This window comes from Streptomyces sp. Y1 (assembly GCF_041053115.1).
Lineage (GTDB): Bacteria > Actinomycetota > Actinomycetes > Streptomycetales > Streptomycetaceae > Kitasatospora > Kitasatospora rubellomurina.
The window spans coordinates 2,824,807-2,850,944 of sequence record NZ_CP163445.1; the positions used below are offsets into that span (position 1 = coordinate 2,824,807).

General features: G+C 71.6%; 24 protein-coding genes and 1 riboswitch. Of the genes, 13 read left to right on the forward strand and 11 right to left on the reverse strand.

All coding sequences use genetic code 11. The features are described 5' to 3' along the window. Positions 1-30 precede the first annotated feature (30 nt). On the reverse strand, positions 31-1,311 hold the full coding sequence (locus AB2U05_RS11775; protein WP_369183169.1) for an extracellular solute-binding protein: 1,281 nt from the start codon (positions 1,309-1,311) through the stop codon (positions 31-33). A gap of 338 nt (positions 1,312-1,649) precedes the next feature. Between AB2U05_RS11775 and AB2U05_RS11780 the strand changes: the two genes are divergently transcribed. The 5 genes from AB2U05_RS11780 (at position 1,650) to AB2U05_RS11800 (ending at position 6,215) form a co-directional block, all read left to right on the forward strand. After that, entirely contained in the window at positions 1,650-2,441 is a 792-nt protein-coding gene (locus AB2U05_RS11780; RefSeq protein WP_078860363.1) for a GntR family transcriptional regulator, read from the forward strand. A 275-nt stretch (positions 2,442-2,716) separates the two neighbouring features. Next, positions 2,717-3,010, forward strand: coding sequence for a DUF3311 domain-containing protein (locus tag AB2U05_RS11785; protein WP_045699923.1), 294 nt, complete (start codon positions 2,717-2,719; stop codon positions 3,008-3,010). Further along, entirely contained in the window at positions 3,007-4,623 is a 1,617-nt protein-coding gene (gene mctP / locus AB2U05_RS11790; RefSeq protein ID WP_369183170.1) for a monocarboxylate uptake permease MctP, read from the forward strand. The genes AB2U05_RS11785 and mctP overlap by 4 nt, the downstream gene beginning before the upstream one ends. A gap of 156 nt (positions 4,624-4,779) precedes the next feature. Next, positions 4,780-5,637, forward strand: a complete 858-nt coding sequence (locus AB2U05_RS11795; RefSeq protein ID WP_369183171.1) for a histidine phosphatase family protein — start codon at positions 4,780-4,782, stop codon at positions 5,635-5,637. An 86-nt stretch (positions 5,638-5,723) separates the two neighbouring features. Next, on the forward strand, positions 5,724-6,215 hold the full coding sequence (locus AB2U05_RS11800; RefSeq protein ID WP_045699853.1) for a GNAT family N-acetyltransferase: 492 nt from the start codon (positions 5,724-5,726) through the stop codon (positions 6,213-6,215). A gap of 7 nt (positions 6,216-6,222) precedes the next feature. On the opposite strand, the gene AB2U05_RS11805 is transcribed toward AB2U05_RS11800, so the two are convergent. The 3 genes from AB2U05_RS11805 to AB2U05_RS11815 all read right to left on the reverse strand — a co-directional run bounded on the left by AB2U05_RS11805 (position 6,223) and on the right by AB2U05_RS11815 (position 10,738). After that, complete coding sequence (locus AB2U05_RS11805) at positions 6,223-7,899, reverse strand: ArnT family glycosyltransferase (protein WP_369183172.1); 1,677 nt, start codon at positions 7,897-7,899, stop codon at positions 6,223-6,225. Positions 7,900-8,028: 129 nt separating this feature from the next. After that, entirely contained in the window at positions 8,029-9,402 is a 1,374-nt protein-coding gene (locus AB2U05_RS11810; protein WP_369183173.1) for a LamG-like jellyroll fold domain-containing protein, read from the reverse strand. A 118-nt stretch (positions 9,403-9,520) separates the two neighbouring features. Beyond that, positions 9,521-10,738, reverse strand: coding sequence for a ricin-type beta-trefoil lectin domain protein (locus AB2U05_RS11815; RefSeq protein WP_369183174.1), 1,218 nt, complete (start codon positions 10,736-10,738; stop codon positions 9,521-9,523). 457 nt (positions 10,739-11,195) lie between these two features. Between AB2U05_RS11815 and AB2U05_RS11820 the strand changes: the two genes are divergently transcribed. The 5 genes from AB2U05_RS11820 (at position 11,196) to AB2U05_RS11840 (ending at position 19,133) form a co-directional block, all read left to right on the forward strand. After that, positions 11,196-12,614 carry a glycosyltransferase family 2 protein gene (locus AB2U05_RS11820; protein WP_369185939.1) on the forward strand — a complete coding sequence of 473 codons (1,419 nt, stop codon included), beginning with the start codon at positions 11,196-11,198 and terminating at the stop codon, positions 12,612-12,614. Positions 12,615-12,619: 5 nt separating this feature from the next. Next, complete coding sequence (locus AB2U05_RS11825) at positions 12,620-13,693, forward strand: glycoside hydrolase family 26 protein (protein WP_369183175.1); 1,074 nt, start codon at positions 12,620-12,622, stop codon at positions 13,691-13,693. Further along, positions 13,693-15,321 (forward strand): glycosyltransferase family 39 protein, encoded by a 1,629-nt coding sequence (locus AB2U05_RS11830; protein ID WP_369183176.1) that lies wholly within the window; start codon positions 13,693-13,695, stop codon positions 15,319-15,321. Before AB2U05_RS11825 ends, AB2U05_RS11830 begins: the two co-directional genes overlap by 1 nt. A 72-nt stretch (positions 15,322-15,393) precedes the next feature. Continuing rightward, positions 15,394-15,527: riboswitch (cobalamin riboswitch) on the forward strand. Between the two features lie 190 nt (positions 15,528-15,717). After that, on the forward strand, positions 15,718-18,117 hold the full coding sequence (locus AB2U05_RS11835; RefSeq protein ID WP_045699917.1) for a ribonucleoside-diphosphate reductase subunit alpha: 2,400 nt from the start codon (positions 15,718-15,720) through the stop codon (positions 18,115-18,117). Then, positions 18,117-19,133 carry a ribonucleotide-diphosphate reductase subunit beta gene (locus AB2U05_RS11840; protein WP_045699842.1) on the forward strand — a complete coding sequence of 339 codons (1,017 nt, stop codon included), beginning with the start codon at positions 18,117-18,119 and terminating at the stop codon, positions 19,131-19,133. The genes AB2U05_RS11835 and AB2U05_RS11840 overlap by 1 nt, the downstream gene beginning before the upstream one ends. A 58-nt stretch (positions 19,134-19,191) precedes the next feature. Here the strand turns inward: AB2U05_RS11840 and AB2U05_RS11845 are convergent, their stop codons facing one another. Then, on the reverse strand, positions 19,192-19,380 hold the full coding sequence (locus tag AB2U05_RS11845) for a DUF397 domain-containing protein (protein WP_369183177.1): 189 nt from the start codon (positions 19,378-19,380) through the stop codon (positions 19,192-19,194). A gap of 17 nt (positions 19,381-19,397) precedes the next feature. After that, a complete protein-coding gene (locus AB2U05_RS11850) occupies positions 19,398-20,255 on the reverse strand; it encodes a helix-turn-helix transcriptional regulator (protein ID WP_369183178.1) in 858 nt (285 codons plus the stop codon). Positions 20,256-20,471: 216 nt separating this feature from the next. Between AB2U05_RS11850 and AB2U05_RS11855 the strand changes: the two genes are divergently transcribed. Both AB2U05_RS11855 and AB2U05_RS11860 read left to right on the forward strand, forming a co-directional pair. Further along, positions 20,472-20,918: an ATP-binding protein gene (locus AB2U05_RS11855; RefSeq protein WP_369183179.1), complete on the forward strand. Its 447-nt coding sequence runs from the start codon at positions 20,472-20,474 to the stop codon at positions 20,916-20,918. After that, positions 20,915-21,187 (forward strand): hypothetical protein, encoded by a 273-nt coding sequence (locus AB2U05_RS11860; RefSeq protein WP_045699835.1) that lies wholly within the window; start codon positions 20,915-20,917, stop codon positions 21,185-21,187. Before AB2U05_RS11855 ends, AB2U05_RS11860 begins: the two co-directional genes overlap by 4 nt. Positions 21,188-21,566: 379 nt before the next feature. Here AB2U05_RS11860 and AB2U05_RS11865 read toward each other — a convergent pair whose 3' ends face one another. The 3 genes from AB2U05_RS11865 to AB2U05_RS11875 form a co-directional block, all read right to left on the reverse strand. After that, positions 21,567-22,643 (reverse strand): hypothetical protein, encoded by a 1,077-nt coding sequence (locus AB2U05_RS11865; RefSeq protein WP_369183180.1) that lies wholly within the window; start codon positions 22,641-22,643, stop codon positions 21,567-21,569. Positions 22,644-22,749: 106 nt separating this feature from the next. Continuing rightward, positions 22,750-23,199: a carboxymuconolactone decarboxylase family protein gene (locus AB2U05_RS11870; RefSeq protein WP_369185940.1), complete on the reverse strand. Its 450-nt coding sequence runs from the start codon at positions 23,197-23,199 to the stop codon at positions 22,750-22,752. 129 nt (positions 23,200-23,328) lie between these two features. Next, a complete protein-coding gene (locus AB2U05_RS11875; RefSeq protein WP_369183181.1) occupies positions 23,329-23,946 on the reverse strand; it encodes a TetR/AcrR family transcriptional regulator in 618 nt (205 codons plus the stop codon). A 106-nt stretch (positions 23,947-24,052) separates the two neighbouring features. On the opposite strand from AB2U05_RS11875, the gene AB2U05_RS11880 reads away from it, so the two are divergent. Beyond that, on the forward strand, positions 24,053-24,637 hold the full coding sequence (locus tag AB2U05_RS11880) for an ester cyclase (RefSeq protein WP_369183182.1): 585 nt from the start codon (positions 24,053-24,055) through the stop codon (positions 24,635-24,637). Positions 24,638-24,643: 6 nt separating this feature from the next. On the opposite strand, the gene AB2U05_RS11885 is transcribed toward AB2U05_RS11880, so the two are convergent. After that, on the reverse strand, positions 24,644-25,561 hold the full coding sequence (locus tag AB2U05_RS11885; protein WP_369183183.1) for a hypothetical protein: 918 nt from the start codon (positions 25,559-25,561) through the stop codon (positions 24,644-24,646). 129 nt (positions 25,562-25,690) lie between these two features. Next, the gene (locus AB2U05_RS11890; protein ID WP_045699824.1) at positions 25,691-26,080 is read right to left on the reverse strand and encodes a VOC family protein; all 390 of its coding nucleotides are present in this window, start codon (positions 26,078-26,080) and stop codon (positions 25,691-25,693) included. Positions 26,081-26,138: the final 58 nt, after the last annotated feature.

Consider the following 26,138-nt stretch of genomic DNA (forward strand, 5'->3'; position numbering starts at 1 on the left):
GGGGGCCGGTGAGCGACGCCGCTCGACTGCCTACTGCTTGCTGTTGAGCCGCTTCGCGATCTCGTCGTCGGCCTTCTTGGCCGCGGCGGCGTAGTCGCCGGTGAGCGCCGCGGTCAGGAAGTCCTTGACCGGGTTCGGCTCGTTCTCGACGTTGCTCCACGTCGCGACGTTCGGGGTGACCGCGCCGTTGGCGGAGGCCGGCAGGGCGGCCTTGGCGAAGTCGCCGGCGACCTTGCTGTTGAGCGAGGTCTTGTTCGGGATGGAGCCGGCCGCGGCGAACAGGCCCTCGTTCTTGTCGCTGAGGGCGATCTTCAGGAAGCCCTTGGCGAGCTCGGGGTTCTTGGTCTGCTGGGCGATCGCCAGGTTCGAGCCGCCGAGGAAGACGCTGGACGGCTTGTCCGCGGTGGCGCCGGGGAGCGGGAAGTAGCCGATCTTGTCGGCGGCCATCTCCTCGGGCTTCGGGACCTCCCAGCCGAGGCCGATGATGGCGCCGATGTCACCCTTGGCGAAGACGTCCTTCTGCTGCGGGGTGGCCTCGTCCTTGTCCTTGGGGGCGGTGGCCGAGTGGCTCTGCAGCTTCTTGAAGGTCTCGAAGGCCTTCTGGGCCTCGGGCGAGGAGAGGCCGCCGACCCACTTGTCGCCGTCCTTCTTGGCGAGCTTGCCGCCCTCGCTGGTCAGCAGGCCGAAGTAGGTGTACCACTCCTGGCCCGGCATGTAGAGCGGGTCGGTGACGCCCGGGACGGCCTTGACCTTGTCCAGGTCGGCGGAGAACTCGTCCAGGGTCTTCGGCGGGGTGGTGATGCCGGCCTTGGTCCAGAGGTCCTTGTTGTACGTCACCACGCGGTTGGTGAAGTACCACGGGGCGGCGTACTGCTTGCCGTCCATGATCGAGGACTCGTTCAGGTTGGCGGCCCAGTCCGCGCCGCCCAGGTCGGTCTTGTCCTTGGTGATGTCGAGCAGACCGCCGGTGGCGGCGTAGCCCGCGGTCTGGGTGTTGCCGATCTCCAGGACGTCGACCGAGCCCTCGGAGAGCGCGGCGGTGACCTTCTGGCCGATGCCGTTCCACTTCTGGGTCTGGATGTCGAGCTTGGCGCCCGGGTAGGCGGCGGTGAAGTCGGCCTTGACGCTGTCCTCCCAGCCCTTGGGGGCGGAGCCGTCCATCAGCCACACGGTGAGGGTCTTGCCGTCGAAGTTCTTGGCCGCCGAGGACGAGCCGCTCTTCGCGTCGTCCTTCTTGCCGTCCGAACCGCACGCCGCCACGCCGACGACCATTGCTGCGACGCCGACCGCCGCGATGAGCTGACGCTTCACGCCATCCTCCTGAGGGATGCCTGGGTTGCCCCACGTCGGACGGTAGCGGCAGACCCGCGCGAAGCGGGAGGAATGGTGCCGCGGACCCCTTCGATCGGGTGGGGGGATTCATCGGAACCGGCCTAGTGGTGTAGACCAGATGCCTGGAGCTTGGCCTAGACCAATGGGCCTGTCAACGGGAGTTCGACGGATCCCGACCACCCGTTATCAAGCCGACACCGCACATCGTTCATCGCGTGATGAGGTATTCGTTCCGTAGCCATACATGCAACGATGTGGTCCGTTAACGATGTGGCGGGGCCGGAAAAGGCCTTGCGAGAAGCGGGAGAACAGGTCCGATGAGCAGCGACGGGGGAACCACCGCCCAGGCCGACGACCCCGAGGTGAAGAACCTCCCGACCCAGGCCGGCACCGACCCGACCGCGCGCGTCCCCAAGTACTACGGACTCAAGCGCCACCTGCTGCAGCTCACCGAGACCCAGCCCGCCGGCACGCCCGTCCCGCCCGAGCGGGCGCTCGCCGCGCAGTTCGACACCTCCCGCACCACCGTGCGCCAGGCCCTGCAGGAGCTGGTGGTCGAGGGCAGACTGGAGCGCATCCAGGGCAAGGGCACCTTCGTCGCCAAGCCCAAGGTCGCCCAGGCCCTCCAGCTCACCTCCTACACCGAGGACATGCGCGCCCAGGGCCTGGAGCCCACCTCCCGGCTGATCGAGATCGGCTACATCACCGCCGACGACCGGCTCGCGCCGCTGCTCGACATCAAGCCCGGCGGCCGGGTGCTGCGGATCGAGCGGCTGCGGCTCGCCAACGGCGACCCGATGGCCATCGAGGTCGCCCACCTGTCCGCCAAGCGCTTCCCGGCGCTGCGCAAGAACCTCGCCAAGCACAACTCGCTGTACGCGGCGCTGCGCGAGGTCTACGGGGTCACCGTGGCCGAGGCCGAGGAGACCATCGAGACCACCCTGGCCAACCCGCGCGAGGCGGGCCTGCTCGGCTCCGACCTCGGGCTGCCGATGCTGCAGCTCTCCCGGCACTCCTTCGACGCCGAGGGCGCCCCGGTCGAGTGGGTGCGCTCGATCTACCGCGGGGACCGCTACAAGTTCATCACCCGCCTGAAGCGGCCCGAGTAGGCCCGCCCCCAGGACCTCCCGCATCCGGGCACCGGCGCGCGCGACCCGCGCACCGGTGCCCGTTCGCGTCCGTGCGCGGGCGCGTGCTCCCGACGCGCCCGCCCGGGATGTGAGAAGTTCCGTCAATTCCGGTGACATGGGTCACGTCATGCTCTAAATTGCGCAGCCGTACTGACTGTCGATCACCGATGGTGCTGCTCGGCGGGCTCGCGGGGGCGCAGGACGTCCTCCCGGGCTGCGGCGCCGACGGGGAACCCTCCGGAGCGGAGCCGAAGATGCCCTCTGATCCCGATCCCACCGACACCGGCGCGCCCGGTCCCGGGGCGGCCGTCCCGGCCGTGACCCCCGAGCGGGTCCTGGCCGCCCTCGCCCTGCTCGTGCCGATCGTCGCGATGCTCTGGGTGCCCTCGTACAACAAGAACGACCCGGCGCTGGCCGGCATCCCCTTCTTCTACTGGTACCAGCTGCTGTGGGTGCCGGCCTCGGCGGTCTTCACCGTCGCCGCCTACCTGTTGATCAACCGGGACGAGAAGGCCCGCAAGGCGGCCCGGAACGGAGGTGCGCGATGAAGGACGTCAACGTGCCGGCCCTCGTGGTCTTCGTGCTGTTCTTCGCCCTGGTCACCGTGATGGGCTTCCTGGCCTCGCGCTGGCGCCGCGCGGGCGACGCCGCGCACCTGGACGAGTGGGGCCTGGGCGGCCGCAGCTTCGGGACCTGGGTGACCTGGTTCCTGCTCGGCGGCGACCTCTACACCGCGTACACCTTCATCGCCGTCCCGGCGCTGGTGTACGCGACCGGCGCGGGCGGCTTCTTCGCCGTCCCGTACACGATCATCGCCTACCCGCTGGTGTTCCTGTTCCTGCCCCGGCTCTGGTCGGTCTCCCGGGTGCACGGCTACGTCACCCCGGCCGACTTCGTCCGCGGCCGGTACGGCTCGCGGCCGCTGTCCCTGGTGATCGCGCTGACCGGCATCCTCGCCACCATGCCCTACATCGCCCTGCAGCTGGTCGGCATCCAGGCGGTGCTGGACGTGCTCGGGGTCGGCGGCGGGGAGAACGCCAACTGGTTCGTCAAGGACCTGCCGCTGTTCATCGCCTTCGGCGTGCTCGCGGCCTACACCTACTCCTCCGGCCTGCGCGCCCCGGCGCTGATCGCCTTCGTCAAGGACGCGCTGGTCTACATCGTGATCATCGTCGCGGTGATCTACATCCCGATCCGCCTCGGCGGCTACGGGCACATCTTCGACGCGGTCTCCGAGCACTTCAAGCAGGCCCCCAAGGCCGGCGGGATGACCCTCACCGACGACAACAAGAAGTGGACCTACGCGACGCTGGGGCTCGGCTCGGCGATGGCGCTGTTCATGTACCCGCACTCGGTGACCGGCGTGCTGGCCTCCAAGTCCCGCAACACCGTGCGCCGCAACATGGCGATCATGCCCGCGTACTCGCTGATGCTCGGCCTGCTGGCGCTGCTCGGCTTCATGGCCCTCGCGGCCGGCATCGGCAAGGGCGACAAGGGCTTCAACCCCCAGCTGTCGGTGCCGCAGCTGTTCGCGAACATGTTCCCGGACTGGTTCACCGGCGTCGCCTTCGCCGCGATCGGCATCGGCGCCCTGGTGCCGGCCGCCATCATGTCCATCGCGGCGGCCAACCTGTTCACCCGCAACGTCTACAAGGAGTGGCTCAAGCCCGCCGCCACCTCCGCCGACGAGACCCGCGTCGCCAAGCTGGTCTCGCTGCTGGTCAAGGTCGGCGCGCTGGTCTTCGTGCTCGGCATGGACAAGCAGGCCGCGATCAACCTGCAGCTGCTCGGCGGCCTGTGGATCCTGCAGACCTTCGTGGCGATCGTCGCCGGCCTGTTCACCCGCTGGTTCCACCACTGGGCGCTGTTCGCCGGCTGGGCGGCCGGCATGGTCTACGGCACCTGGCAGGCGTACAACATCTCCAACCCGAAGACCACGCACTTCGGCGGCAACGCGGCCGAGATCCCCGGCATCGGCCACCTCGGCTACATCGGCCTGACCGCCTTCGCGCTCAACCTGGTCGTCGCGGTGGCGCTCACCCTGGTGCTGCGGGCGGTCAAGGCGCCGGTCGGCCCGGACGAGACCCGGCCCGCCGACTACAGCGCCGAAGCCGGCGACGACGAGCTGAAGAACGCGCCGGAGCCCGTAGCGGCGCACTGATTCGCGCCGCGCGCGCCCTGTGATCGCGCCGCCTTCTCCGTCAACACTGGAGGAGGCGGCGCGATCACGAGGGTGAGAGGACGCGCACGCCGGGCACCACCAAGTCCGGACCGGCATCCGGCCGGGACCTGATCGACCAACGGGGAGCTCGCGGCCATGGCAGAACTCGGCACCACACTCAACGGCCAGCACCAACCCGCCCCGCACCCGGGCACGCAGCACCAGGGCACCCAGCACCCGGGCACCCAGCACCCGGGCACGCAGGGGCAGCACCATCTCGTCGCCCCGCACCGGACGGCCGCCGGAAGACTGCCGTCCGTGCTGATCGCCACCCGGCACGGCGAGTCCACCGCCAACGTCGAGTTCCAGCTCGCCGAGGCCTCCGGCGCGCTCAGCGTCCCGATCAGCTGCCGCGACGCCGACATCCCGCTCTCGCTGCGCGGCCGGCAGCAGGCCCAGGCGCTCGGCCGCTGGTGGGCCGGCCTGCCCGCCGCCGACCGCCCGCGCAGCGTCTGGTGCTCGCCGTACGAGCGCACCGCCGAGACCGCCCGGATCGCGCTCGCCCAGGCCGCCGGGCTCGGCGCCGTCCCGGTCTCGCTCGCGGTGCGCTACGACGAGCGGCTGCGCGACCGCGAACTCGGCGTCCTGGAGATGCTGCCCAAGGCCGCCATCGAGGCCAAGCACCCCGAGGAGGCCGCCCGCCGGCGCAAGATGGGCGAGCTGTACTACCGGCCGCCCGGCGGCGAGTCCTGGGCCGACGTCGCGCTGCGGGTGCGCAGCCTGCTGCGCGACCTCGGCGAGGAGGAGGCCGGCCGGCCCGTGCTGCTGGTCGCCCACGACTGCACCGTGCTGATGCTGCGCTACGCGCTGGACCGGCTGAGCGAGCAGCAGCTCACCGCGCTCGGGCCGGTGCACAACTGCTCGGCGAGCCTGTGGCGCGGCCAGGACGGGCGGCTGCGGCCGGAGCGCTGGAACAGCGTCGAGCACCTGACCGGCGACGGCGAGGCCGGCTGACGGGCGGCCCGGGCGTCTCGGGCGGCACGGCCGGTTCGTTCGACCCCGTACCTCACCGCCGAACCCGGCTCCGGCACACTGGCCCGATGGACTACCTCATCCGCCGGGCCCTGCCGCAGGACCTCGACGCAGCCGGCCGCCTCACCGTCGACGTCTTCGTCGGCGACGGCTTCACCGCGCCCACCAGCCAGTACGTCGAGCACCTGCGCGACGCCGAGCGCCGGGCCCGCGAAGCCGAACTGCTGGTCGCCGTCGACGCCGACGACCAGGTCCTCGGCTGCGTGACCTTCGCGGTCGGCGGCACCGAGTGGGCCGACATCGCCGAGCCGCACGAGGGCGAGATCCGGATGCTCGCCACCGCCGCCGCCGCGCGCGGCCGGGGCGTCGGCGCGGCCCTGGTCCGGGCCTCCATCACCCGCAGCCGCGACCTCGGCCTGGCCGGCATGGCGTTCTCCACCCGCCCCGAGATGACCACCGCCCACCGCATCTACGAGCGCCTCGGCTTCCGCCGCACCCCCGCCCGGGACTGGGCGCCGTACCCGGGCATGGACCTGATGGTCTACACCATGGTGTTCTGAGCGGCTGTCACGGCTTCCGGTCGTACCCCGGCGCCACGTAGACGGTGTACTGGCCGTGCTTCCCGCTCTTCACCACGGTGACCACTCGGTACCCGGCCGCCTTCAAGGTCGGCTGGATCTCCTTGTCGATGGCGCCGGTCTGGGTGAAGTCCAGCACGACGACCTTCCACTCGTGCGCCAGGATCCCGGCCTGGATGGCGGGCGCCCCGTTCTGCATCCGGCCGGTGGCCGGGTCCCGGCGGAAGACCGCCACCAGGTCGTGCCACTGCTGCCAGTTCGCCCGCTCACGCAGGTAGTACGCGGGCACGTTGTAGTTCTCGACCAGATAGCGGTCCTCGCCCTTGGCGATGTACGGCTCAAGCGCGGCGACGAACTCCTTCGAGTTCGACCATTCGCCGAACATCTCCCGGCCCTGCGCCGACCCCTCCCAGGCCAGCGGCCCGACCACCAGCGCGGCGGCCGCCACCCCGGCCACCAGGTGGAAGCGCCCGCGCAGCCACAGCACCGCACGGGCCAGGATCACGCCCGCCACGATGCAGGAGAACCAGGCCCCGAAGTCCACGTGCTTCTGCAGCGACAGCCAGGTGTGGATGCGGATCTGGTTCACCGGCGCCATCAGCCCGGCCGCCAGCAGCAACGCGGCCAGCCAGAACTCCGTCCAGGCCGCGCCGCCGCGCCGCCGCGCCCGCACCAGCTGCGCCACCGTCCCGAGCAGCGCCACCACCAGCAGCGGGCCGACCCAGCGGGCGGCCTCCGAGGCCACGTAGGAGTACGAGTCGTGGCCGGGGGCGCGCTTGAGCGTGGTGTGGTTGAAGCCGTCGACGTACCGCTCGCCGGCCACCAGGGCGGTCACGCCGACCGCCGTCGCGAAGGTGAGCAGCACGGCCAGCCCGCGCCGCCAGCGCGCCCAGTCGCGCAGCGAGCCGCCCGGCCCGGCCAGCACCGCCATGCCGCACACCACCGGCACCCACAGCAGCGCGGCGTACTTGGTGACACCGGCCAGCGCCAGCAGCAGCCCGGAGGCGACCAGGCCGGGGAATCCGCCGCCGGTGGTCGACCGCACCGCGAAGTACCCGGCCCAGGCGAGGATCGCCAGCGCCATCGCGTCGTAGGTGGCGAGTCCCCCCAGGAACTGGGTGGGGCCGAGCGCCGCGAAGGCCGCGGCCGCGCAGAACGCGGCGAGCGAGCCGTACAGCCGCCGGGTGGCCAGGTGGACGGCCACCGTGGCGGAGAGCATGAAGGCCAGGCTCAGCAGCCGGGCCGCGTTCAGCCCGCCGGCGAAGTCCGCCAGGGCCACCACGACCGGGTAGACCAGCGGGGAGCCGGAGAAGAAGGTCTCGTACGTCGACACCGGGGTGCCGTGCCGCAGGTGCGCGATCTCCTGGTAGCCGGCGTAGATGTACGTGCCCTCGTCGATGAACGCGGTGTTGCTGAGGATCAGGTGGTACGACAGCGCGCCCTGCACCAGCAGCACCGCCAGCAGCGGCAGCCAGTCCGCCCGCAGCACCGGCCGAGCCGGATGCGGCACCCGGGGCAGCCGGCGGCGCCGGTCGACCGACACCGACTGCGGCGCCACCGTGGCGCGCTCGTCCAGTCCGACGCCACCGCCCGGCCTGGCCCCGGTGGGGCCCAGGATGGGCTTGCGGGTGGACTCGGGCCGGATCCAGCGGCCGTCCGCGCTCATCAGTACTGCTCCTCATCGGGGACTCCGCGCCCGGACACGCCCGGACGGGCGCACGCTCCGGGGCGCGTTTCGGCCGCCGCCCCACGATTTCGGGGCGACGGCCGGACGTGCAGGACGGCCTGCGACTGCTCAGCCGGTGAGCCAGGCACCCGCCGGCGGGACGGACGGCGGCGAGCTCGGACCGGCCGCGATCTTGACGATGTCGGCCTCAGGCAGTGTCTGGTTCCACACCTGGATGTCGGCGACCGCGCCGTGCCAGGGGTCGGCCCACACTGAGTTGGAGCTCAGCCGCCCGATCTGCAGCGCGTTGGTGCCGCTCGGCTGCACCCCGGCCGACTTGGCCGAGGACTGGGGAACGCCGTTGACGTACAGGGTGAGCTGGCCGGACGGGTCGTCGTACACGCCGGTCAGCAGCACCCACTGGTTGACCGTCGCGTCGCCCTTGGACCAGGCGATCGCCGAACCGCCGCCGGGCACCTGGACCTTGAAGTACCACTGGTCGTGCCCGTTGTTGTTCGCCCGGCCCAGCGAGTACGCGTAGTACTGGCCGTCGCCCTGGCTGATCGCGCTGCGGTTGCCGTTGGGCAGGTCGACCAGCACCCGCGCGGAGACGGTGAAGCTCTTGCTCACGTCGACGACCGGGCTGGAGGTCGAGGCGAAGGAGTCCTGGCCGCTGGGCAGTTTGAGGACCTGTCCGGAGAAGCCGGCCATCGTCCCCGGCTTGGCGTCGGCGCCCAGGTTCAGCGCGGCCTGACCGGTCTTGGCGGGCAGGGTGCCGACGGTCGGCGGGCTGTCGATGCCCTTGACCGGCGGTGCGGGTGGCGTGGAGGACGGGCCGGGAGCCGTCGGGCTCGCCGAGGTCTGATTCGCAGTCGTGTCGTCCTTGCCGTGCCGGTAGAACCAGAAGCCGGCACCGACCGCGGCCACCACCACGACGGCGGTCACCGCGCCGATCAGCTTGAGGCGGCGGCCGCGCTTGGCGGACTTCTCGTTCTGCTCCGCCAGCGCCTCCCAGTCCGGTGTCTCGGCCGAGGAGGCGGGCGGCGGGAAGCCGCCCTGCTGCTGCCACTGCGGTGCGGGCTGGGCCGGCTGGACCGGCTGCGCCACCGGCGGGAAGGCCTGCGGGACGGGCTGCGGCGCTGCCGGCTGGACGGGCTGCGCCGCGGGCGGGAAGGCCTGCGCGACCGGCTGTGGAACCGGTTGGGGCGCGGGCGGCTGGACAGGCTGCGCCTGCTGCGGCGCCACCGGCCCGGTCACCACCGGGCCGGGACCGCCCGGCTGCGGCACCGGCGGCACCGGCTGCGCGGTCGGATGCGGCGTCATCTGCTGGGGCTGCTGCGCAGGCACGCCGGGCGGCGGCCCGTAGCCGGAGGCGGGTCCGAAGGCGCCGCTCGGGGACTGCGGTGGCACACCGGCGGCCGGAGCGGTCCCCCCGGCCGGTGCCTGCTGCGGCGGCGTCACGGGCTGCCCCGGTTCGCCGCTCGGTACCGGTCGATCGCTCATGGCCGGAATGCTAGGGCATCGGCCCGGGCACGCCCATGGGGGGTGCGCGGACGAAACGTCGATCCGGTGGTCCGCCCACCGCGCGGCGCCGTACCGCGTGACTCCGTCCGGTGCCGGCTCAGGCGACCCCGTTGTACGGCAGCTTCCAGCTCTGCGAGACCGAGTCCGCGCACGGCCGCAGAGCCGCCGCCGTTCCGTCCGCCGGCAGCCCGCTCGCGGTGCCCAGGCACAGCCCCGAGTCCGCGTTCCGCAGCCGTCCCCCGGCGCTGGGCGTCCAGCGCTGCGCGGGGCCGCCGGTGCAGTCGGCCAGCGTCACCGAGCCGCGCTCCGCCGGCGCCAGGCAGGCCGCTCCCCCGCGCAGCGAACCGTCGTTGCCCACCGTCCAGCCGGTCGACACCCCCGGGTCGCCGCAGAGGCCGACGGTCACCGGCGTTCCGGAGAGCCCGCCGCCGCCGTGCCGCAGGCAGATCCCGGGCGTGCCCGCCGGAACCTCGCCGGCCGGCAGTCCGACCCGGTTGTGGAAGGCGAAGGACTCGCTGCGCAGGCCGGTGCCGCCGCTCCACACCTCGAAGCCCGCCTGCACCCGGCACAGGTAGGAGTTCTTGGGGACGTACCCGCGCGCCATCGCGTCGGCGGTGAACAGCCGCAGGTTCAGGCCCCGGGTGGTGTGGGTCGGCGCCGTGCGCACGTAGCTGATCACGCTGTGCGGGCCGGTGATCGGCGCCTGGTAGACGTGGTAGCTCGCGTCCCCGAACGGCTGGGAGTCGGCCACCTTGTCCCCGGCCGGGCGGACGCTGTCGGTGGCGTCCAGCCAGACCATCAGCTCGGCGCTGTCCCCCGGCAGGCAGTTGTCCGGGCTGGAGCCGTACCAGAGGTCGAAGGAGAGGTTGAAGGAGCCGTTCACCCGGCCGTTGGCGTCCCAGTCGGCGGTCGCGTCGCCCAGCGCGCTGACCGGGACGGGCAGTCCGCTCGCCCCCGGGGCGGTGGACACGTTGGGGTAGGCGCCAGGGGCGAGCGGGTTCTTCGGGACGAAGTCGCGGATCCCGGACACCGTGAATCCGGTCTCCCCGACCGGGTCCACGCAGACCGTGCCCGCGGTGTTCCACGGGTTCGGTTCGAGGATCTTCGACCCGCCGTCCAGCGCCAGCTTGGGGAAGGGCTCCTGCGCGGTCGAGCACAGGCCCGGCCCCGACGCCGACGCCGTGGTGGCCGGCGGCTGCTCCGCCGCCCCGACCTCGCCGCTGCACCCGGCCAGCAGCACGGCGACGGCGCCGAACGCGGCCGCCGCCCGCAGACCTCGCACCGCGCGCCCGGCCGTGCCGTCCTCGATGATCATCACTCTTCCCCGAACCGTCCTCGCCCGCTGGGCGGCCAACCGTACACAAGCGCTCCGCCCGCATCTCCGTTCACATCACGACCGGAGCCCGGCAGCGGTTCCGGCCCGGGGCCGGCAGCGGTGGCCGATGGCCGGTGAGCGAGGGCGAAGAGAACTCACCGCAATCGGTCCCGTACGATCCTGGCGTCCCCCGAGACCCGACCGGCAACGGCCGTCGGCGGGGACGGATCAGACCGCACACGGTTCCGGGGGAGTAGAGCACGTGACCGTCACCGAGAGCACGCGACTCGCGGACAGCGGCCAGCCGCCCGTCTCACGCCGCCGCAACCGCCGCGACCCGGGTGCCCGCAACCGCTGGGGACTGCTGCCGCAGCCGCCGGACAACACCGAGAAGTACCTGTACGCCCGCACCAACCTGTGGGTGCTGACCTGCTTCTCCCTCATCAGCTTCGCCTGCATGGTGACCAGCGAGATCGGCCTGCTGAGCGCGACGCCGTGGTTCCTCGTGTTCGTCCCGCCGCTCGCCTTCACCATCGTCTACTACCTGATCTCCCGGTGGGTGCACGGCGTCAACCGGACCTTCGACCTCACCGCGCACCGCGCCCTGGTCAAGTCCTGGCAGCCCGAGCGCTACCCCACCGTCGACATCTTCCTGCCCGTCGCCGGCGAGCCGATCGAGGTGCTGCACAACACCTGGACCCACGTCGCCCGGCTGCGCGACCAGTACCCGGGCGAGGTCACCCCGTACGTCCTGGACGACAGCAACAGCCCGCAACTCGCGCAGATGGCCGTCGACTTCGAGTTCGTCTACGGCACCCGCGACAAGCTCGGCTGGTTCAAGAAGGCGGGCAACCTGCAGTTCGGCTTCCGCAACTCCGACAGCGACTACATCCTCATCCTGGACGCCGACTTCGCGCCGCGACCGGACCTGCTGAACGAGATGCTCCCCTACCTGGAGACCAACCCCCGCCTCGGCATCGTCCAGTCCCCGCAGTTCTTCCGCATCCTGGACTCGCAGAACTGGATCGAACGCGGCGCCGGCGCCGTCCAGGAGCTCTTCTACCGGACCGTCCAGGTCTCCCGGCAGAGCAACGACGGCGCCATCTGCGTCGGCAGCTGCGCGATATACCGGCGCGCCGCGCTGGAGCAGAACGGCGGCACCACGCTGATCGGCCACTCCGAGGACGTGCACACCGGCTTCGACCTGCGCCGCCTCGGCTGGGACCTGCAGTACATACCCGTCGCCCTGGCCACTGGGGTCTGCCCCGACAACGTCGGCGGCTTCTTCAACCAGCAGTACCGCTGGTGCACCGGCTCGATGAGCCTGCTCGGCAGCAAGAAGTTCTGGCAGACCAAGCTGCGGCCCGTCACCCGCGCCTGCTACCTGTCCGGGTTCTTCTACTACATCCACACGGCGCTGTTCACCGTCGTCTCGCCGCTCATCCCCATCGTCCTGCTGCTCGCCCGGCCCGACCTGATCCGCTGGCAGAACACCGCGCTCGTGCTGCCGGGCCTGATCTACGCGACGATCGTCTTCCCGCTCTGGCACCGCAACCCGTACCGGCTGGAGGCCTGGGCCGCCCGCATGATGTACGGCTGGGCGCACGTCTTCGCGATCTGGGACATCCTGCGCCGCAACCGGATGGCCTGGCAGCCAACGGGCTCCAGCGGCGCCAAGAAGAACCGGACCCGCCGGTTCTGGATCGGCGTCATCGTCTGGGGCGGCGGCACCGCCCTGCTCTGGGTCGGCGCCAGCATCTGGCGGATGCTCACCATGGGCCCGCTCAACTTCGCCCTCGTGCTCGCCTCCGGCCTCTTCTACGCCACCATCGTCGGCCGGGTCCTGGTCCAGCCGCGCCCCACGGAAGCAGTGTGATCACCATGACTGCCCACCCCCGGCGGAGCGGCCGGCTCCGTCGCCGGCTGGCGCTCCCGCTGCTGACCGCCGGGCTGCTGCTCCTCACGGCCTGCGGGCCCGAGGACCCGGGCTTCGCGCTGCAGGACGACCTCGCGGCCCAGCCCGCTCCCACGACGGCCGGCCACGGCGCGACCCCGGCCGCGTCGGCGCCCGCCAGGCCCAGGACGCTGCCGACCGGCGTCCCGTACGACGTCACGCCACTGCTCAAGCCGGCCCACAAGTACCTCGGCGCCGCCCTGCCCGACGTCCCCGCCAACCTGGACGCGCTCGCGCCGTACAGCGCCGCGATCGGCAAGCAGCCCAACATCCTGGAGTTCTACGCCTATTGGAAGGGCGGTTTCGACACCGCGGGCGCACGCCGGATCCACGACGCCGGGGCGCTGCCGTTCATGGCCTGGGAGCCGCACGACCGCTCGCTGGCCTCGATCGGCGCCGGCGAGACCGACGACTACGTGCGGAACGTGGCCAAGGCGGTGGCCAGGTTCAACCTGCCGATCGCCATCAGCATCGCCCACGAGATGAACGGCGACTGGTACCCCTGGGGCCGCCAGGCCGCCAGCCCCGAGGACTTCGTCGCCGCCTGGCGCCACGTCCACGACATCTTCGACCAGGCCGGCGCGACCAACGTGATCTGGGTCTGGAGCCCCAACATCACCGACCCCGCTCCCAACACCCGCCTCGCGCCGTACTACCCCGGCGACGCCTACGTCGACTGGGACGGCATGACCGGCTACTTCACCAAGTACGGCCCCAAGACCTTCGAGACCCTGTACGGGCCGACGATGGCCGAGATCCGCACCTTCAGCCGGAAGCCCTTCTTCATCAGCGAGACCGCCTCCGAGCAGGGCAAACGCCAACGCGCGGACATCGACCAGCTGTTCTCCGGGCTGGAGGCGCACGACGACGTCGTCGGCTTCGTCTGGTTCAACCTCGTCAAGCGGGCGGACTGGCGGATCGAGGCCGTCCCGGACAGCCTCGCCGCCTTCAAGCAGCACGCGTCCGACCCCCGCTACGGCTTCGACATCCGGAACCCCTGATGAGCACAGACCCCGAGACCTCCGTCCCGCCCAGCCGCACCGGCGCGCGGCCGCAGCCACGCACCGCCGTGGCCAACCCGGACGGCATCGAGCTGGCCCCGTACACCATCCCGCAGGTCCCCGCGATCGGCTGGGACCCGGCCTCCAGCCCCCGCCGCCGCTGGATCGCCCGCGCCCTGCTCGGCGCCGTCCTCGCCATCCAGGCCGCGCTCTCGCTGCGGCTGCTCGCCGCCGCGCACCCCGACGAGGCCGCCGCCATGGTCGCCGGCCGTCAGCAGCTCGCCCACCTGCTGCACGGCACCCCGGTCACCACCGACCTCGTCGACCGGATCCCCGGCTCGCCCTGGCTCTACCCGCCGCTGGCCGGCGCCGCCGCCGACGCCAACGGCATCTGGGGCGCCCGGCTGCTCAGCCTCGGCTTCGGGCTCCTCACCACGGTGCTGCTGTTCTCCCTGACCCGGCGGCTGTTCAACGAGCGCGTCGCGATCTGCGCCATCGCCGTCTACGCCGTCCTGCAGTCCACCGTCGTGGTCGGCTTCTACGCCGCCCCCGAGTCGCTCGCCGTCCTGCTGGTCGCCCTCGCGGCCTGGGCAACGATGTTCACCGCCCGCCGCCATCCGGCCCTGGTCCTGCTCGCCGCCCCGGCCGCCGCCCTGGCCTGCGCCGTCGCCTACTCGGCGGTCTTCGCGATACCCGCCCTCGTCGTGCTGGCCCTGGCCACCGCCTGGCCGCACCGGCCGATCGGCCCGGCCGCCCTGCGCGCCCTGCTGCTGGCCGCCGGCACCGCCGTCCTGCTGCTGCCGTACGGCACGCTCGGCAAGGCCGCCGGATTCTCCCCCGCCCACGGCCACGCGCCCGGCTCGGCCGGCTCCATCCTGCTCGGCACCGTCCAGTGGGGCGGCCTGTTCACCGTCCTCGCGGTGGCCGGCACGATCGCCTACGCGCGCCGCGAGCAGATGAACGAGCACGACGCGCCGGACCGGGACGCCACCCCCACCTCCCGCGCCCAACGCGCCCTGCTCGGCACCACCCTGACCGCCACCGCCCTGCTGGTCCCCGCCGCCCACCTGTGGACGGGTACCTCCGGGGCGCTCTTCCGCCACCTCGGCTACGGCATGCTGCTCGCCGCCCCGCTCGCCGGGGTCGGCCTGACCCGACTGGTCGGCGCCCACTTCCGCCACCCCCAGCTGGGCATCCTGGTATGGGTCGCCGTGCTCGCCCTCGGCATGGAGCAGTCCGCGCTGCGCTACCAGAACGGGCCCGACTCCGGCCGCCTGCTGACCGTCCTGCGGGTGCACGCGACGCCGGACGGCCGCTACCTCACCGAGGTCGACGGGCTCGCCGAGTACTACCTGGGCAGCGTCAGCAGACCCGAGCAGTGGGTCTCCGCCCGCGCCGGAACGGACTACCGCGACGCCGCCGGAGCACAGCACCACGGCGACGACGGCAGCGTGGCCGCGATCCGGGACGGCTGGTTCACCATGGTCGTCCTCGACAGCACCGCGCCAGGGCCCACCGACCGGGCCCTGAGCGCCGCCCTGGACACCAGCGGGCACTACCGGCTGATCGCCCAATTCACCTCGCCGACCGGCGATTCGGGTACGTACAAGGTCTATCTCAGACACTGACGGACCGCCTCGCCCGCCCGCACCCGCGACACGACAGGCACAACATATGGTGCCGCCGCAAGCCAGCAGCACTACATGTATGCTCGTCCCTGCTGTCGACGCAGGGGAACCCGGTGCGATTCCGGGACTGCCCCGCAGCGGTGTGCGGGCGCTCACACGAGCCGGGCCCGCAAGTCCGAGTACCTGCCGGCGGCGTGCGCCACGGCCCTCCCGCAGGGGCCGCGCGAGCACCAGCACCACCTTTCCGGGCCTCGCGGGCGGGCCGGGGAGACACCGTCGCGCGACGCCGCCCGCGTTCGCGCCGTGCTCCCCTGCCCCGAACGGTCCGGCGCCACCCGATCACGCCGCCGATCGCCGCCAGGAGAGAGCGCCTTGACCACCGCTGCCTCAGCCACCCTGCCCGCCCAGGGAACCGGTACCGCCTTCACCGACCAGACGGTCACCGACCCCGGCGGTGCCCTGCTGCGGCTGCTCACCGACCGCAGCGCCGACCTCACCGAGGTCGACCCCGGCCACGTCGCCGCCGCCGCACTGCGCGGGCGCCACGCCGGCTCGGACTTCGCCGAGCTGCGCGGCCTGGCCGTCGACGCCGCCGCGTCGATGATCGCCGAGGACCCCCAGTACTCGAAGCTGGCCGCCCGCCTGCTCGCCCTGGAGATCGTCGACGAGGCCAACAGCCAGGGCTCGGTGTCCTTCTCCGCCTCCATCGCGGTCGGCCACGCCGAGGGCCTGATCGGCGACACCACCGCCGACTTCGTCGCCAAGCACGCCGCCGCCCTCGACGCCCTGATCGACGCCCACGGCGACGACCGCTTCGAGTACTTCGGCCTGCGCACCGTCCAGTCCCGCTACCTGCTGCGCCACCCGATCACCCGCAAGGTCATCGAGACCCCGCAGCACTTCCTGCTCCGCGTCGCCTGCGGCCTGGCGGTCGGCGACACCGAGCAGTCCGTGCGCGAGGTCGCCGAGCTGTACGGCCTGATGAGCCGCCTGGAGTACCTGACCTCCTCGCCGACGCTCTTCAACTCCGGCACCCGGCACCCGCAGATGAGCAGCTGCTACCTGCTCGACTCCCCGCTGGACAACCTGGACTCGATCTACAACCGCTACGCGCAGATCGCCCGCCTGTCCAAGCACGCCGGCGGCATCGGCCTGTCCTACTCGCGCATCCGCTCGCGCGGCAGCCTCATCCGCGGCACCAACGGCAAGTCCAACGGCATCGTGCCGTTCCTGCGCACCCTCGACTCCTCCGTCGCCGCCGTCAACCAGGGCGGCCGGCGCAAGGGCGCGGCCTGCGTCTACCTGGAGACCTGGCACGCCGACATCGAGGAGTTCCTGGAGCTCCGCGACAACACCGGCGAGGAAGCCCGCCGCACCCACAACCTCAACCTGGCGCACTGGATCCCGGACGAGTTCATGCGCCGCGTGAACGCCAACGAGGACTGGTCGCTGTTCTCCCCGGCCGACGTCCCCGAGCTGGTCGACCTGTGGGGCGCCGACTTCGACGAGGCCTACCGCAAGGCCGAGCTGGCCGGCAAGGCCGTCCGCACCATCCCGGCGCAGACCCTGTACGCCCGCATGATGCGCACCCTGGCCCAGACCGGCAACGGCTGGATGACCTTCAAGGACGCCTCCAACCGGGCCGCCAACCAGACCGCGCTGCCGGGCCGCACGGTGCACTCGTCCAACCTGTGCACCGAGATCCTGGAGGTCACGGACGACTCCGAGACCGCCGTCTGCAACCTGGGGTCGGTCAACCTCGGTGCGCACGTGGCCCTCGACGCCCGCGCCGACGACCTGATCAACGCCATGGACTGGGAGCGCCTGGACGCCACCGTGCGTACGGCCGTGACCTTCCTCGACCGCGTGGTGGACATCAACTTCTACCCGACCGTCGAAGCGGGCACCTCCAACTCGCGCTGGCGGCCGGTGGGCCTGGGCGTGATGGGCCTGCAGGACGTCTTCTTCAAGCTGCGGATCGACTTCGACTCGGCCGAGGCGAAGCAGCTGTCCACGCTGATCGCCGAGCGCATCATGCTCACCGCGTACGAGCGCTCCGCCGACCTGGCCGAACAGCTGGGCCGCCACGAGGCGTACGGCGAGACCCGCGCCGCGCGCGGTGAGCTGCACATCGACCACTTCCCGAGCGCCGCCCCGCAGTGGGCCTCGCGCTGGACGGCGCTGCGGGCGCGGATCGCCGAGACCGGCCTGCGCAACTCGCTGCTGCTGGCGATCGCGCCGACCGCGACGATCGCCTCGATCGCCGGCGTGTACGAGTGCATCGAGCCGCAGGTGTCCAACCTGTTCAAGCGCGAGACGCTCAGCGGCGAGTTCCTGCAGGTCAACCCGTACCTGGTGCGCGAGCTCAAGGAGCTCGGCGTCTGGGACCAGCAGACCCGCGACGCGCTGCGCGACGCCAACGGCTCCGTGCAGGAGTTCAACTGGCTGCCGGAGGAGGTGCGGTCGCTGTACCGCACGGCCTGGGAGCTGCCGCAGCGCGCCCTCATCGACCTGGCCGCGGCCCGCATGCCGTACCTGGACCAGAGCCAGTCGCTGAACCTGTTCATGGCGGCGCCGACCATCGGCAAGCTCAGCTCGATGTACGCGTACGCGTGGAAGGTCGGTCTCAAGACCACCTACTACCTGCGCTCGCGCCCGGCTACCCGCATCGCCCAGGCCGCGTCCGGTGCCGCGCGTACGGCCGCGCCGCTGCCGACCCCCACCATGACCCAGGCCGAGCAGGACGCCATCGCCTGCTCCCTGGAGAACCCCGAGTCCTGCGAGGCCTGCCAGTAATGACTGCCGACGACCGCAAGATGCTGCTCGACCCCGGCTTCGAGCTGACACTGCGCCCGATGCGCTACCCGTCGTTCTACGACCGGTACCGGGACGCGATCAAGAACACCTGGACCGTGGAGGAGGTGGACCTGCACTCGGATGTTGCCGACCTGGCGAAGCTCAGCGAGGGCGAGCGCCACCTCATCGGGCGGCTGGTAGCGTTCTTCGCGACCGGTGACTCGATCGTCGCGAACAACGTGGTGCTGAGCCTCTACAAGCACATCAACTCCCCGGAGGCGCGGCTGTACCTGAGCCGGCAGCTGTTCGAGGAGGCCGTGCACGTCCAGTTCTACCTGACGCTGCTCGACACCTACCTTCCGGACCCGGAGGACCGCAACGCGGCCTTCGCCGCGGTGGAGAACATCCCCTCCATCCACCAGAAGGCCCAGTTCTGCTTCAAGTACATGAACGCGGTCGACCACATCGAGTCGCTGCAGACGAAGGAGGATCGGCGGGCGTTCCTGCTCAACCTGATCTGCTTCGCGGCGTGTGTTGAGGGCCTGTTCTTCTACGGCGCGTTCGCGTACGTGTACTGGTTCCGGAGCCGGGGCCTGCTGCACGGTCTCGCGACCGGCACCAACTGGGTGTTCCGCGACGAGTCCATGCACATGGACTTCGCGTTCTCGGTCGTGGATACGGTCCGCGAGGAGGAGCCCGACCTCTTCGACGACGAGATGGCCAAGCAGGTCACCGAGATGCTGGAGGAGGCCGTCGCGGCCGAGCTCCAGTTCGCCCAGGACCTCTGCGGCGACGGTCTGACCGGCATGAACACCGAGTCGATGCGCCAGTACCTGGAGGCTGTTGCCGACCAGCGCCTCGCGCGGCTCGGCATGCCGATCCGGTACGGCTCGACGAACCCGTTCGGCTTCATGGAGCTCCAGAACGTCCAGGAGCTGACCAACTTCTTCGAGCGCCGGGTGTCCGCGTACCAGGTGGCGGTCGAGGGCTCGGTCTCCTTCGACGACGACTTCTAAGAAGACGACATAGAGGTGCCCCGCACGGCCACAGCCCGTGCGGGGCACCTCTGTTGGTTCAGGAGGTAGGGAACTCCCCACCCTTGACCCCAGCAACGAAGGACGACCACGCCTCAACGGGGAAGACCAGAGCCGGCCCGTCCGGATCCTTCGAGTCACGAACCGGGACAAGGCCGATCACGTCATCGGCCACCTCAACGCAATCGCCGCCCTGCCCGCTGTAACTGCTCTTACGCCACACCAACATGCTTACCTCCCTACTGCTTAGTGGTACAGCTCCTGCCGCACCCGAGCGATCATGTCGAGACTGTCAGCCGGGCTCAAGGCGATCGAGCGAAGCGAATCGAAGATCAGCGTGTAGTCCTCGGTCTCCGCTGGCGTCTCCATGTAAAGCGTCCCCGTTCGATGTTCGACACACACGACGTCCGAGTATGTCGACACGGGAAAGCTGAACAGTACGAACGACCCCATGAGCCCCGCATGAGCTCCGGCCCGATCCGGCAGTATCTGCAGTTCGATGTTGGGCCGCTCCGCCATCGCCAAGAGCCGGTCGAGCTGCTGACTCATGACCTTCACTCCACCCACCTGGACTCGCAGCGCCGCTTCCCCTTCGATCACGCAGACACGCGGCGGGTCGGCACGGTTCAACACCTCCTGCCGCGCGATCCGAGCAGTCACAAGGGTCTCCACCTCGTCCTTGCTCAGCGTGGACGGTCGCGCCTGGAGCACAGCTCGGGCATAGTCCGGAGTCTGCAGTAGGCCTGCCACCAGCACGTTCTGGAACGACCGAATGTAGTCAGCCGTCTCCTCATAGCCGATGAAGTCCGAGTACGACGGCCTGGCCAAGCTCGCACGCTGCACCCAGCCCGGCTCTCGACCGCGCCGAGCCATAGCCACCATGTCATCGACGTACGCCTGATCATCAACGCCGTAGAAGGTCAGCAGATCCCGCAGCTCGCCAAGCGAGATTCCCAATCTGGCGTTCTCGATCCGGCTGATTTTGGTCCGGTGACAACCGATCCGCTGAGCCGCCTCCTCGGGAGTCTTCCCCGCCTCGTCTCGCAGCTTGACCAGCGCGGCAGCCAGCCTTCGACGGCGCACAGTCGGTCGCACATCGCTCATTTGACGCCCTTTCATGCCTGGATCGTCACCAGCGTACCGCCGCATCCGAATCTTGGAACGAGTTCCAAAGTCTCAGTTGCGAATGGAACACGAGCGGATGCAAGCTACTAAATGTAGTCGCCTACTCACCACAGAGTGATCATGGCGGCCCATCGCCCGGGCATTCCCATGCCTTCTTCAGTGCTCTCGCCCACACTCACCGGAGGTGGCCCCGCCATGCCTGAAACCGACTCGCCCTGCCCCGTCCCCAACCCCGCCGAGCGCTCCTGCTGGTTGCCGCGCTGCCGCACGTCGCCCCGTGCCGCCCGGCAGGAACTGCGTTCCTTCCTCCTCCCGCACCCCTCCGGTGAAGTCCTCCTCCCCACCGGCGAGTTGCTGGTCAGCGAGCTCGTCACCAACGCGATCCGGCACGCCCGCACCCCGCTCGACCGGCTGATCCTCGTCCGCTACCGGCTCTCCCCCGACCCCGACACCCTCCGGATCGAGGTCCACGACGCCGACTCCGAAAAGCCAACCCTCCGCAACACCTCGGACTCCGACGAGGCCGGCCGAGGGCTGCTCCTCGTCCACGAGCTCGCCACCCACTGGGGCTGCTCCCCCCGGCCGCACGGCATCGGCAAGTTCGTCTGGTGCCACATCTCCCCCGAGCTGGCCGCCGCGTGAGCGCCGTCCTCGCCGGGATCTCCGGCCTCATGGCGCCCACGCTGTTCCCCAGCCTCGACCACGCCCTCCCCGTCCTCTGGGAGAACGTCCGCGACCTGCCCGTCCGCGAGGCCCACCGCGACCTGATCCGCCTCTGCATCGGCCCGGCGGGCGGCGAGGGCGTCGCCAACTGCCTCGCCCGACACGGCAGCTGGAGCATCACCCTCTACATCGGCAGCATGACCAGCTGGACCGCCCACCCCATCACCATCTCCACCCACCGCCCCTGAACCCCCGCGACCCCGCCCGGATCACCGGGCGGGGTCGCTTGGCCATGCCATTCACCCGAACGGGAGAACCGCGGTGCTGCGCCGGGACAGGGCCCGCGAGTAATCGGCAGCATCACCCGTCAGGGCACGGTAGTTGAGCACGGGATCACCCGCGCTCACCAAGGTGGTCGCACATCCCCCGCACCACGGCCGGGTCGGCTCGACGTCCAGGTCCTCGATGGCCGCCTCGGCAGTGCGGCACTCCGCGCAGATCGGCATGCTGCCGGCCCTCCTCGCCCGTCGCTGTCCGGCAGGTTACCGCGCGCCGGGCCGATGCCGGCGCGGCCGGCTCCGCCCTGCGCAGGAAGTCGGCCCCGCCGACTTCCTGCGCAGGGCGGAATCAGCCGTGGTCCTCCCAGTCCTCCGCGCAGAAGCGGGCCCCGCTGATCACGGCGTCCCCGGCGCGGTCGGCCCGGACGAAGATGTTGGTCCCGTCCGGCCCCAGGTCCCCGGCGCAGCCGACGCGCAGGCCGATGCCGCTGTCCTCGACGTACCGGTTGACGGCCGCGTCGACCTCGGTGACCGGCCTGCCGATCAGCGGGATGCCCTCGAACTCGACCCGGGGGCCGGTGCGCCCGTCCACGGTCACGGCCGCCAGCGTGGGGAAGCCGTCCCGGTACCAGTAGTGGGCCGTCACCCCGGCCTCGTCGAAGCGGTCCTGCTCCAGCTCCCACTGCTCGGCCCCGTACCCCTCCCAGGTGAACCACCCCCGGCGCTCGGCCGGCGGTTCGCCGCCCAGGGCGGCCGCGACCTCGCGCGGGTTCATCCCGAACCGCAGCGGGCCGACGCCCTCCAGCGGCGTGCAGCCCCACCGCGGCCGGTCCCCCTCGGCCCGCACCGGCCACTCCCCGGAGTGGGCGCCCCGCTCCTCCCGGACCTTGCACCACTGCCTGACCGGCTCGGTCCCGTACGGGTCCTCGGCGAGCTCGGGGCCGGCGCACAGCGCGTCCGTGACCATCCGGTCCGTCCGCTCCGCGTACCCCTCGGGCGACAGCGCCCATCCCGGCCTGGCGCCCATGGACAGGCCCCAGGCCGCCGCCTCCGGGTCCCCGCTCCGGTTGACCCGGACCGACGCCCCTTCCCGACCGGCGAGTTCGAGGAGGTCCGCCCGCACCTCGGACGGCGCCCGGTCGATCAGCTCGACGCCCCGCAGCCGCACCAGCGGGCCGGACCGCCCGTCGAGCGCCACCGCGGCCAGCCGCGGCCCCGGGCCGTAGATCGCGGTCACCTCGACCTCGTGGAACGTCTGCCAGGCCAGGCGGTCTTCCGTCCCCTGCGACACGTAGGCGATGGCGCCGTCCAGGGCTGCCTGGACCTGCTCCGGACTCATCCCGAACCGCAGCGGCCCGACGCCCACCAGCGGGTCGAGCTCCCACCGCGCCCGCTCGTCCTCCGGCTTCCTGCTCCACCAAGCCACCAGCAAACCCCCATGCCTCGCGCCGCACGCCCCCGGCACGGAGCTGCCGGTGATCTTGCCCGGCACCCTAGGCGCCCCCGCCGACAAGCCCCCGATCGGGTCCGGCTCAGTTCCAGCTGGCGCCGGCCGGCTCCTCGATGGTGGTGTTGATCCGGTTGAAGAAGTTGGTCAGGCTGATCATCAGGATGATCGCGGAGAGCTGCTCCTCACTGAAGTGGTCGGCGGCCGCGTCCCAGACCTCGTCCGGGACGGCCTTGCCGGAGCGGTCCGCGATCCGGGTGGCGGCCTCGGTGAGGGCGAGCGCGGCGCGCTCCTCGTCCGTGAAGAACGGGGCCTCGCGCCAGGCGACCAGCGCGTGCAGCTGCTCGTCGGCCACGCCGTGCTTCTTCGCGCCCTCGACGCCGGCGAACACGCAGGCGCTGCAGCCGTTGATCTGGCTGGCGCGCAGGTGGACCAGCTCCAGGATCTGCGGGGCGACGCCGCCCTGGTACATGGCCTTGTAGATGGTCTGGATGCCCTTCATGGCGTCCGGCAGGACGAGCGCCGGGTTCTTCATGCGGGCGGTGGTGGTGATGCGGGCGTTCAACGTGGTGTCCCTCTTCGTCGGTCGGTGTCCGTCACCGGATCGACGGATCCCGACGCGGCGATGTGACAGCGCGCGCGGAAAAGGTTGCGGATCGGCGGATCACGGCGTCCGCAGGGTGGCGAGGGCCGTACGGAGGAGGAAGGCCTCGGCCCGGTCCCAGGGCCAGCCGTTCTCGGCGACCAGGGTGCGCCAGCCGCCGGGGCCGAACCAGAACCAGAGGAGGTCCGCCGTCTCCTCCTCCGGGCCGGCCGGCTTCGCCAGCGCGTGCAGGTGGTGCGCGGCGGTGCGCAGGGCGGCGCGGTAGTCGGCGGTGGCGCGCTGCCACAGGGCCTCGCCGTCCTCGTGGGACGGCAGCGCCTTGTGGACGGCCTCGTGGACGGTGAACATGCTCTCGTTCCCGACCCGGGTGCCGTGGGCCAGCGCCCTGAGCGCCGCTTCGTGGTCCCGCTCGGCGAGTACGGCGCGCATCGTCCACTCGCTGCCGGAGGCCCGTACGGCCGTGTCGACGATCTCGTTGAGGATGTCGCTCTTGCTGCCGGCGCTCGCGAAGACGGCCTTCGAGGAGACGCCCGCCTCGGCCGCGATGTCCGCGACGGTCACCCGCCCGTAGCCGCGTTCGGCGAACAGCCGGGTCGCCGACCGGAGGATCCGCTCACGTGTCTGGGCGGCGGCTTCCTCCCGCCGGGGCGAGACGTACGTGCGCTTGGGGGTCGGCATGGGGTCAGCCTAGTCGGGGGAATGTCAGACCTATTCAATAGGTTCCCTGTAACCTGAATATCGGTCAGGGCGGCGCCCCGCCCCACGCACAGGAGGAACCGAACCGATGGGAATGTCACCCGAGGACGCGGCCCGCGGGCTCTTCACCGTCCTGGCGACCGGAGACGCAGCGCTGGCCGCGGCGGTCGTGCACCCGGACTTCACCAACCGTCAGGCGGCCGTCTCCCCCGCCGCCTGCTCGATCCCCGGGCCGGCCGGCGTACTGGCCTCGGGCGCGTGGCTGCGCGCCGCCTTCGCCGACCTGAGCTTCCCCGTCACCGACCTGGCCCACGACGGCGACCAGGTGTGGATCCGGATGCACATGCGGGGCCGGCACACCGGCCCCTTCGTCCGCTACCGCGACGGCGAGCTCGACCAGGCGATCCCGCCCACCGGGGTCGGGATCGACACCGAGCAGGTCCACATCCTGCGCCTGCGGGACGGCAAGGTCGTCCGGCACGAGGCGGTCCGCGACGACCTCGGCCTGTTCGGACAGCTCGGCGTCCTTCCCCCCGACCCCGCCACCGCCCGGCGCGTCCAGGACTGGCACACGAGCGGGGAGGCCGCCCGGGCCGCCGCCCGGATCGCCGAGGAGGCCGCGCGGGCGGCGGCCTCCGCCCACGCGCACACGCCGGGCCGGGAGGATCGCTGAGACCGGTCACACCCCCGGGCGTGTCCCCCGCGGGGCACGCCCGGGCAGCGGCGGCAGGGGGCCGCGGAAGCCGACCCGGTGGCGGCGGCGCAGCCGTACCAGTTCGATCAGCGCGGTCACCGTCACCCCGACCGGGCCGACCAGCAGCCCGGCCAGGGCCCCCGCGCCGCTCGTCGTGGCGCCCTTGGTGTCGACCAGGGTGACGTGCCCGATCAGGGTGAGCCAGACCAGCAGCACCGCGACCAGCGGCCGCACCAGCGGGTGCCCCCGCACCGCGAAGGAGTTGCGGTGGATCAGGTACACCGTGGGGAGGGTGAACGCCGGCACCCAGGTCGCCATGAGCAGCCGCAGCCCGGCCGAGTTACCGATGTACGCACCGGGGTTGGACTCCGCCATCAGCAGGAAGCCCGCGAAGGTGACCACGCCGGTGAACAGCGGCCGGGCCACCAGGCGCCCCACCCGCCGCCTCGTCCCGGCCCGGGCCAGCAGCACCAGCGACACGCAGGCGAGCAGCAGCGCGATCGGCCCGGTGACCAGCAGCACGATGCTGTCCCCGAACGAGTCCTTGAACAGCTCGTCGGCGGAGGTCCCGTTCGCCAGGCGCACCACCAGCAGGATCACGCCGAGGCCGAACAGCGCCCGGGCCCACATCAGCCGTTCCACCAGCGGGTCGAGCGTCTGCGCCACCAGCTGGGTGGCCAGCGGCTGCAGCAGCGGATCCAGCAGTTCCGCGCCCGCCACCGCCGCGACCCCGGAGGCCGACATCCGCATCATCCGGTAGGGCCCGTAGATCCGGCTCGCCAGCCGCCAGGGCAGCAGCACGTCGAGCGCCCACTCCCGCGGCGTCCGCCGCGGCTCCGGCGGCTGCCAGTAGGGCGGCCGGTCGTACGCGGCGAGGTCGCCCGGCGTCACCAACCTGCCCATGGCAGCCCCCGGTCGGTCAAAGCGCTTCGCCCCTCGAAGCGCTGACACCGTGCCAGCTTCCAGCGCCCCGCGCAATCGGATAAGCCGCATCCGCCCGGGCCCTGCCGGTGGGGCCCGGGCGGACGCGGGTCAGTTCGCGGCCGGAGTGACCCACTCGACGAGTTCGATCACCACGCCGTTGGGGTCGGCGACCTGGAACAGCCGCTCGCCCCAGGGCTCTTCGCGCAGCGGCAGGGTGATCTCGACGCCCTCCGACCGCAGCCGCTCCTGCTCGCCGGCCAGGTCGTCGACGGTGAAGACGACCAGCACGCCGGCCGCGCGCTGGTCGCGGAAGTCCTCGGGGAGGACGTCGAGGCCCCGGCGCAGGTAGATGACGTTCATCCCGGCGTCCTCGCGGCCGAGCGAGACGAAGCCGTCCGCGGCCATCTCCTCCCGGAAGCCGAAGTGGTCGACGAGGAAGGCCGCGGAGGCGGCGGGGTCCTCGACGGTGAGCGAGACGGCAGAGCTGTTGATCTTCAAGACGAGTCCTCTCGGCGGCATGGGCCGCGACAAGGCCAGCAATTCTCCGTACGCCGTA

What these genes read in the sequence shown, in the direction of transcription:
- AB2U05_RS11810 (WP_369183173.1), bottom strand. Translation starts at nt 9,402, where the DNA reads ATGAGCGATCGACCGGTACCGAGCGGCGAACCGGGGCAGCCCGTGACG.
- AB2U05_RS11845 (WP_369183177.1), bottom strand. Translation starts at nt 19,380, where the DNA reads ATGTTGGTGTGGCGTAAGAGCAGTTACAGCGGGCAGGGCGGCGATTGC.
- AB2U05_RS11850 (WP_369183178.1), bottom strand. Translation starts at nt 20,255, where the DNA reads ATGAGCGATGTGCGACCGACTGTGCGCCGTCGAAGGCTGGCTGCCGCG.
- AB2U05_RS11815 (WP_369183174.1), bottom strand. Translation starts at nt 10,738, where the DNA reads ATGATCATCGAGGACGGCACGGCCGGGCGCGCGGTGCGAGGTCTGCGG.
- AB2U05_RS11875 (WP_369183181.1), bottom strand. Translation starts at nt 23,946, where the DNA reads ATGCCGACCCCCAAGCGCACGTACGTCTCGCCCCGGCGGGAGGAAGCC.
- AB2U05_RS11800 (WP_045699853.1), top strand. Translation starts at nt 5,724, where the DNA reads ATGGACTACCTCATCCGCCGGGCCCTGCCGCAGGACCTCGACGCAGCC.
- AB2U05_RS11870 (WP_369185940.1), bottom strand. Translation starts at nt 23,199, where the DNA reads ATGAAGAACCCGGCGCTCGTCCTGCCGGACGCCATGAAGGGCATCCAG.
- AB2U05_RS11880 (WP_369183182.1), top strand. Translation starts at nt 24,053, where the DNA reads ATGGGAATGTCACCCGAGGACGCGGCCCGCGGGCTCTTCACCGTCCTG.
- AB2U05_RS11830 (WP_369183176.1), top strand. Translation starts at nt 13,693, where the DNA reads ATGAGCACAGACCCCGAGACCTCCGTCCCGCCCAGCCGCACCGGCGCG.
- AB2U05_RS11820 (WP_369185939.1), top strand. Translation starts at nt 11,196, where the DNA reads ATGGTGACCAGCGAGATCGGCCTGCTGAGCGCGACGCCGTGGTTCCTC.
- AB2U05_RS11855 (WP_369183179.1), top strand. Translation starts at nt 20,472, where the DNA reads ATGCCTGAAACCGACTCGCCCTGCCCCGTCCCCAACCCCGCCGAGCGC.
- AB2U05_RS11785 (WP_045699923.1), top strand. Translation starts at nt 2,717, where the DNA reads ATGCCCTCTGATCCCGATCCCACCGACACCGGCGCGCCCGGTCCCGGG.
- AB2U05_RS11885 (WP_369183183.1), bottom strand. Translation starts at nt 25,561, where the DNA reads ATGGGCAGGTTGGTGACGCCGGGCGACCTCGCCGCGTACGACCGGCCG.
- AB2U05_RS11795 (WP_369183171.1), top strand. Translation starts at nt 4,780, where the DNA reads ATGGCAGAACTCGGCACCACACTCAACGGCCAGCACCAACCCGCCCCG.
- AB2U05_RS11805 (WP_369183172.1), bottom strand. Translation starts at nt 7,899, where the DNA reads ATGAGCGCGGACGGCCGCTGGATCCGGCCCGAGTCCACCCGCAAGCCC.
- AB2U05_RS11825 (WP_369183175.1), top strand. Translation starts at nt 12,620, where the DNA reads ATGACTGCCCACCCCCGGCGGAGCGGCCGGCTCCGTCGCCGGCTGGCG.
- AB2U05_RS11780 (WP_078860363.1), top strand. Translation starts at nt 1,650, where the DNA reads ATGAGCAGCGACGGGGGAACCACCGCCCAGGCCGACGACCCCGAGGTG.
- AB2U05_RS11840 (WP_045699842.1), top strand. Translation starts at nt 18,117, where the DNA reads ATGACTGCCGACGACCGCAAGATGCTGCTCGACCCCGGCTTCGAGCTG.
- mctP (WP_369183170.1), top strand. Translation starts at nt 3,007, where the DNA reads ATGAAGGACGTCAACGTGCCGGCCCTCGTGGTCTTCGTGCTGTTCTTC.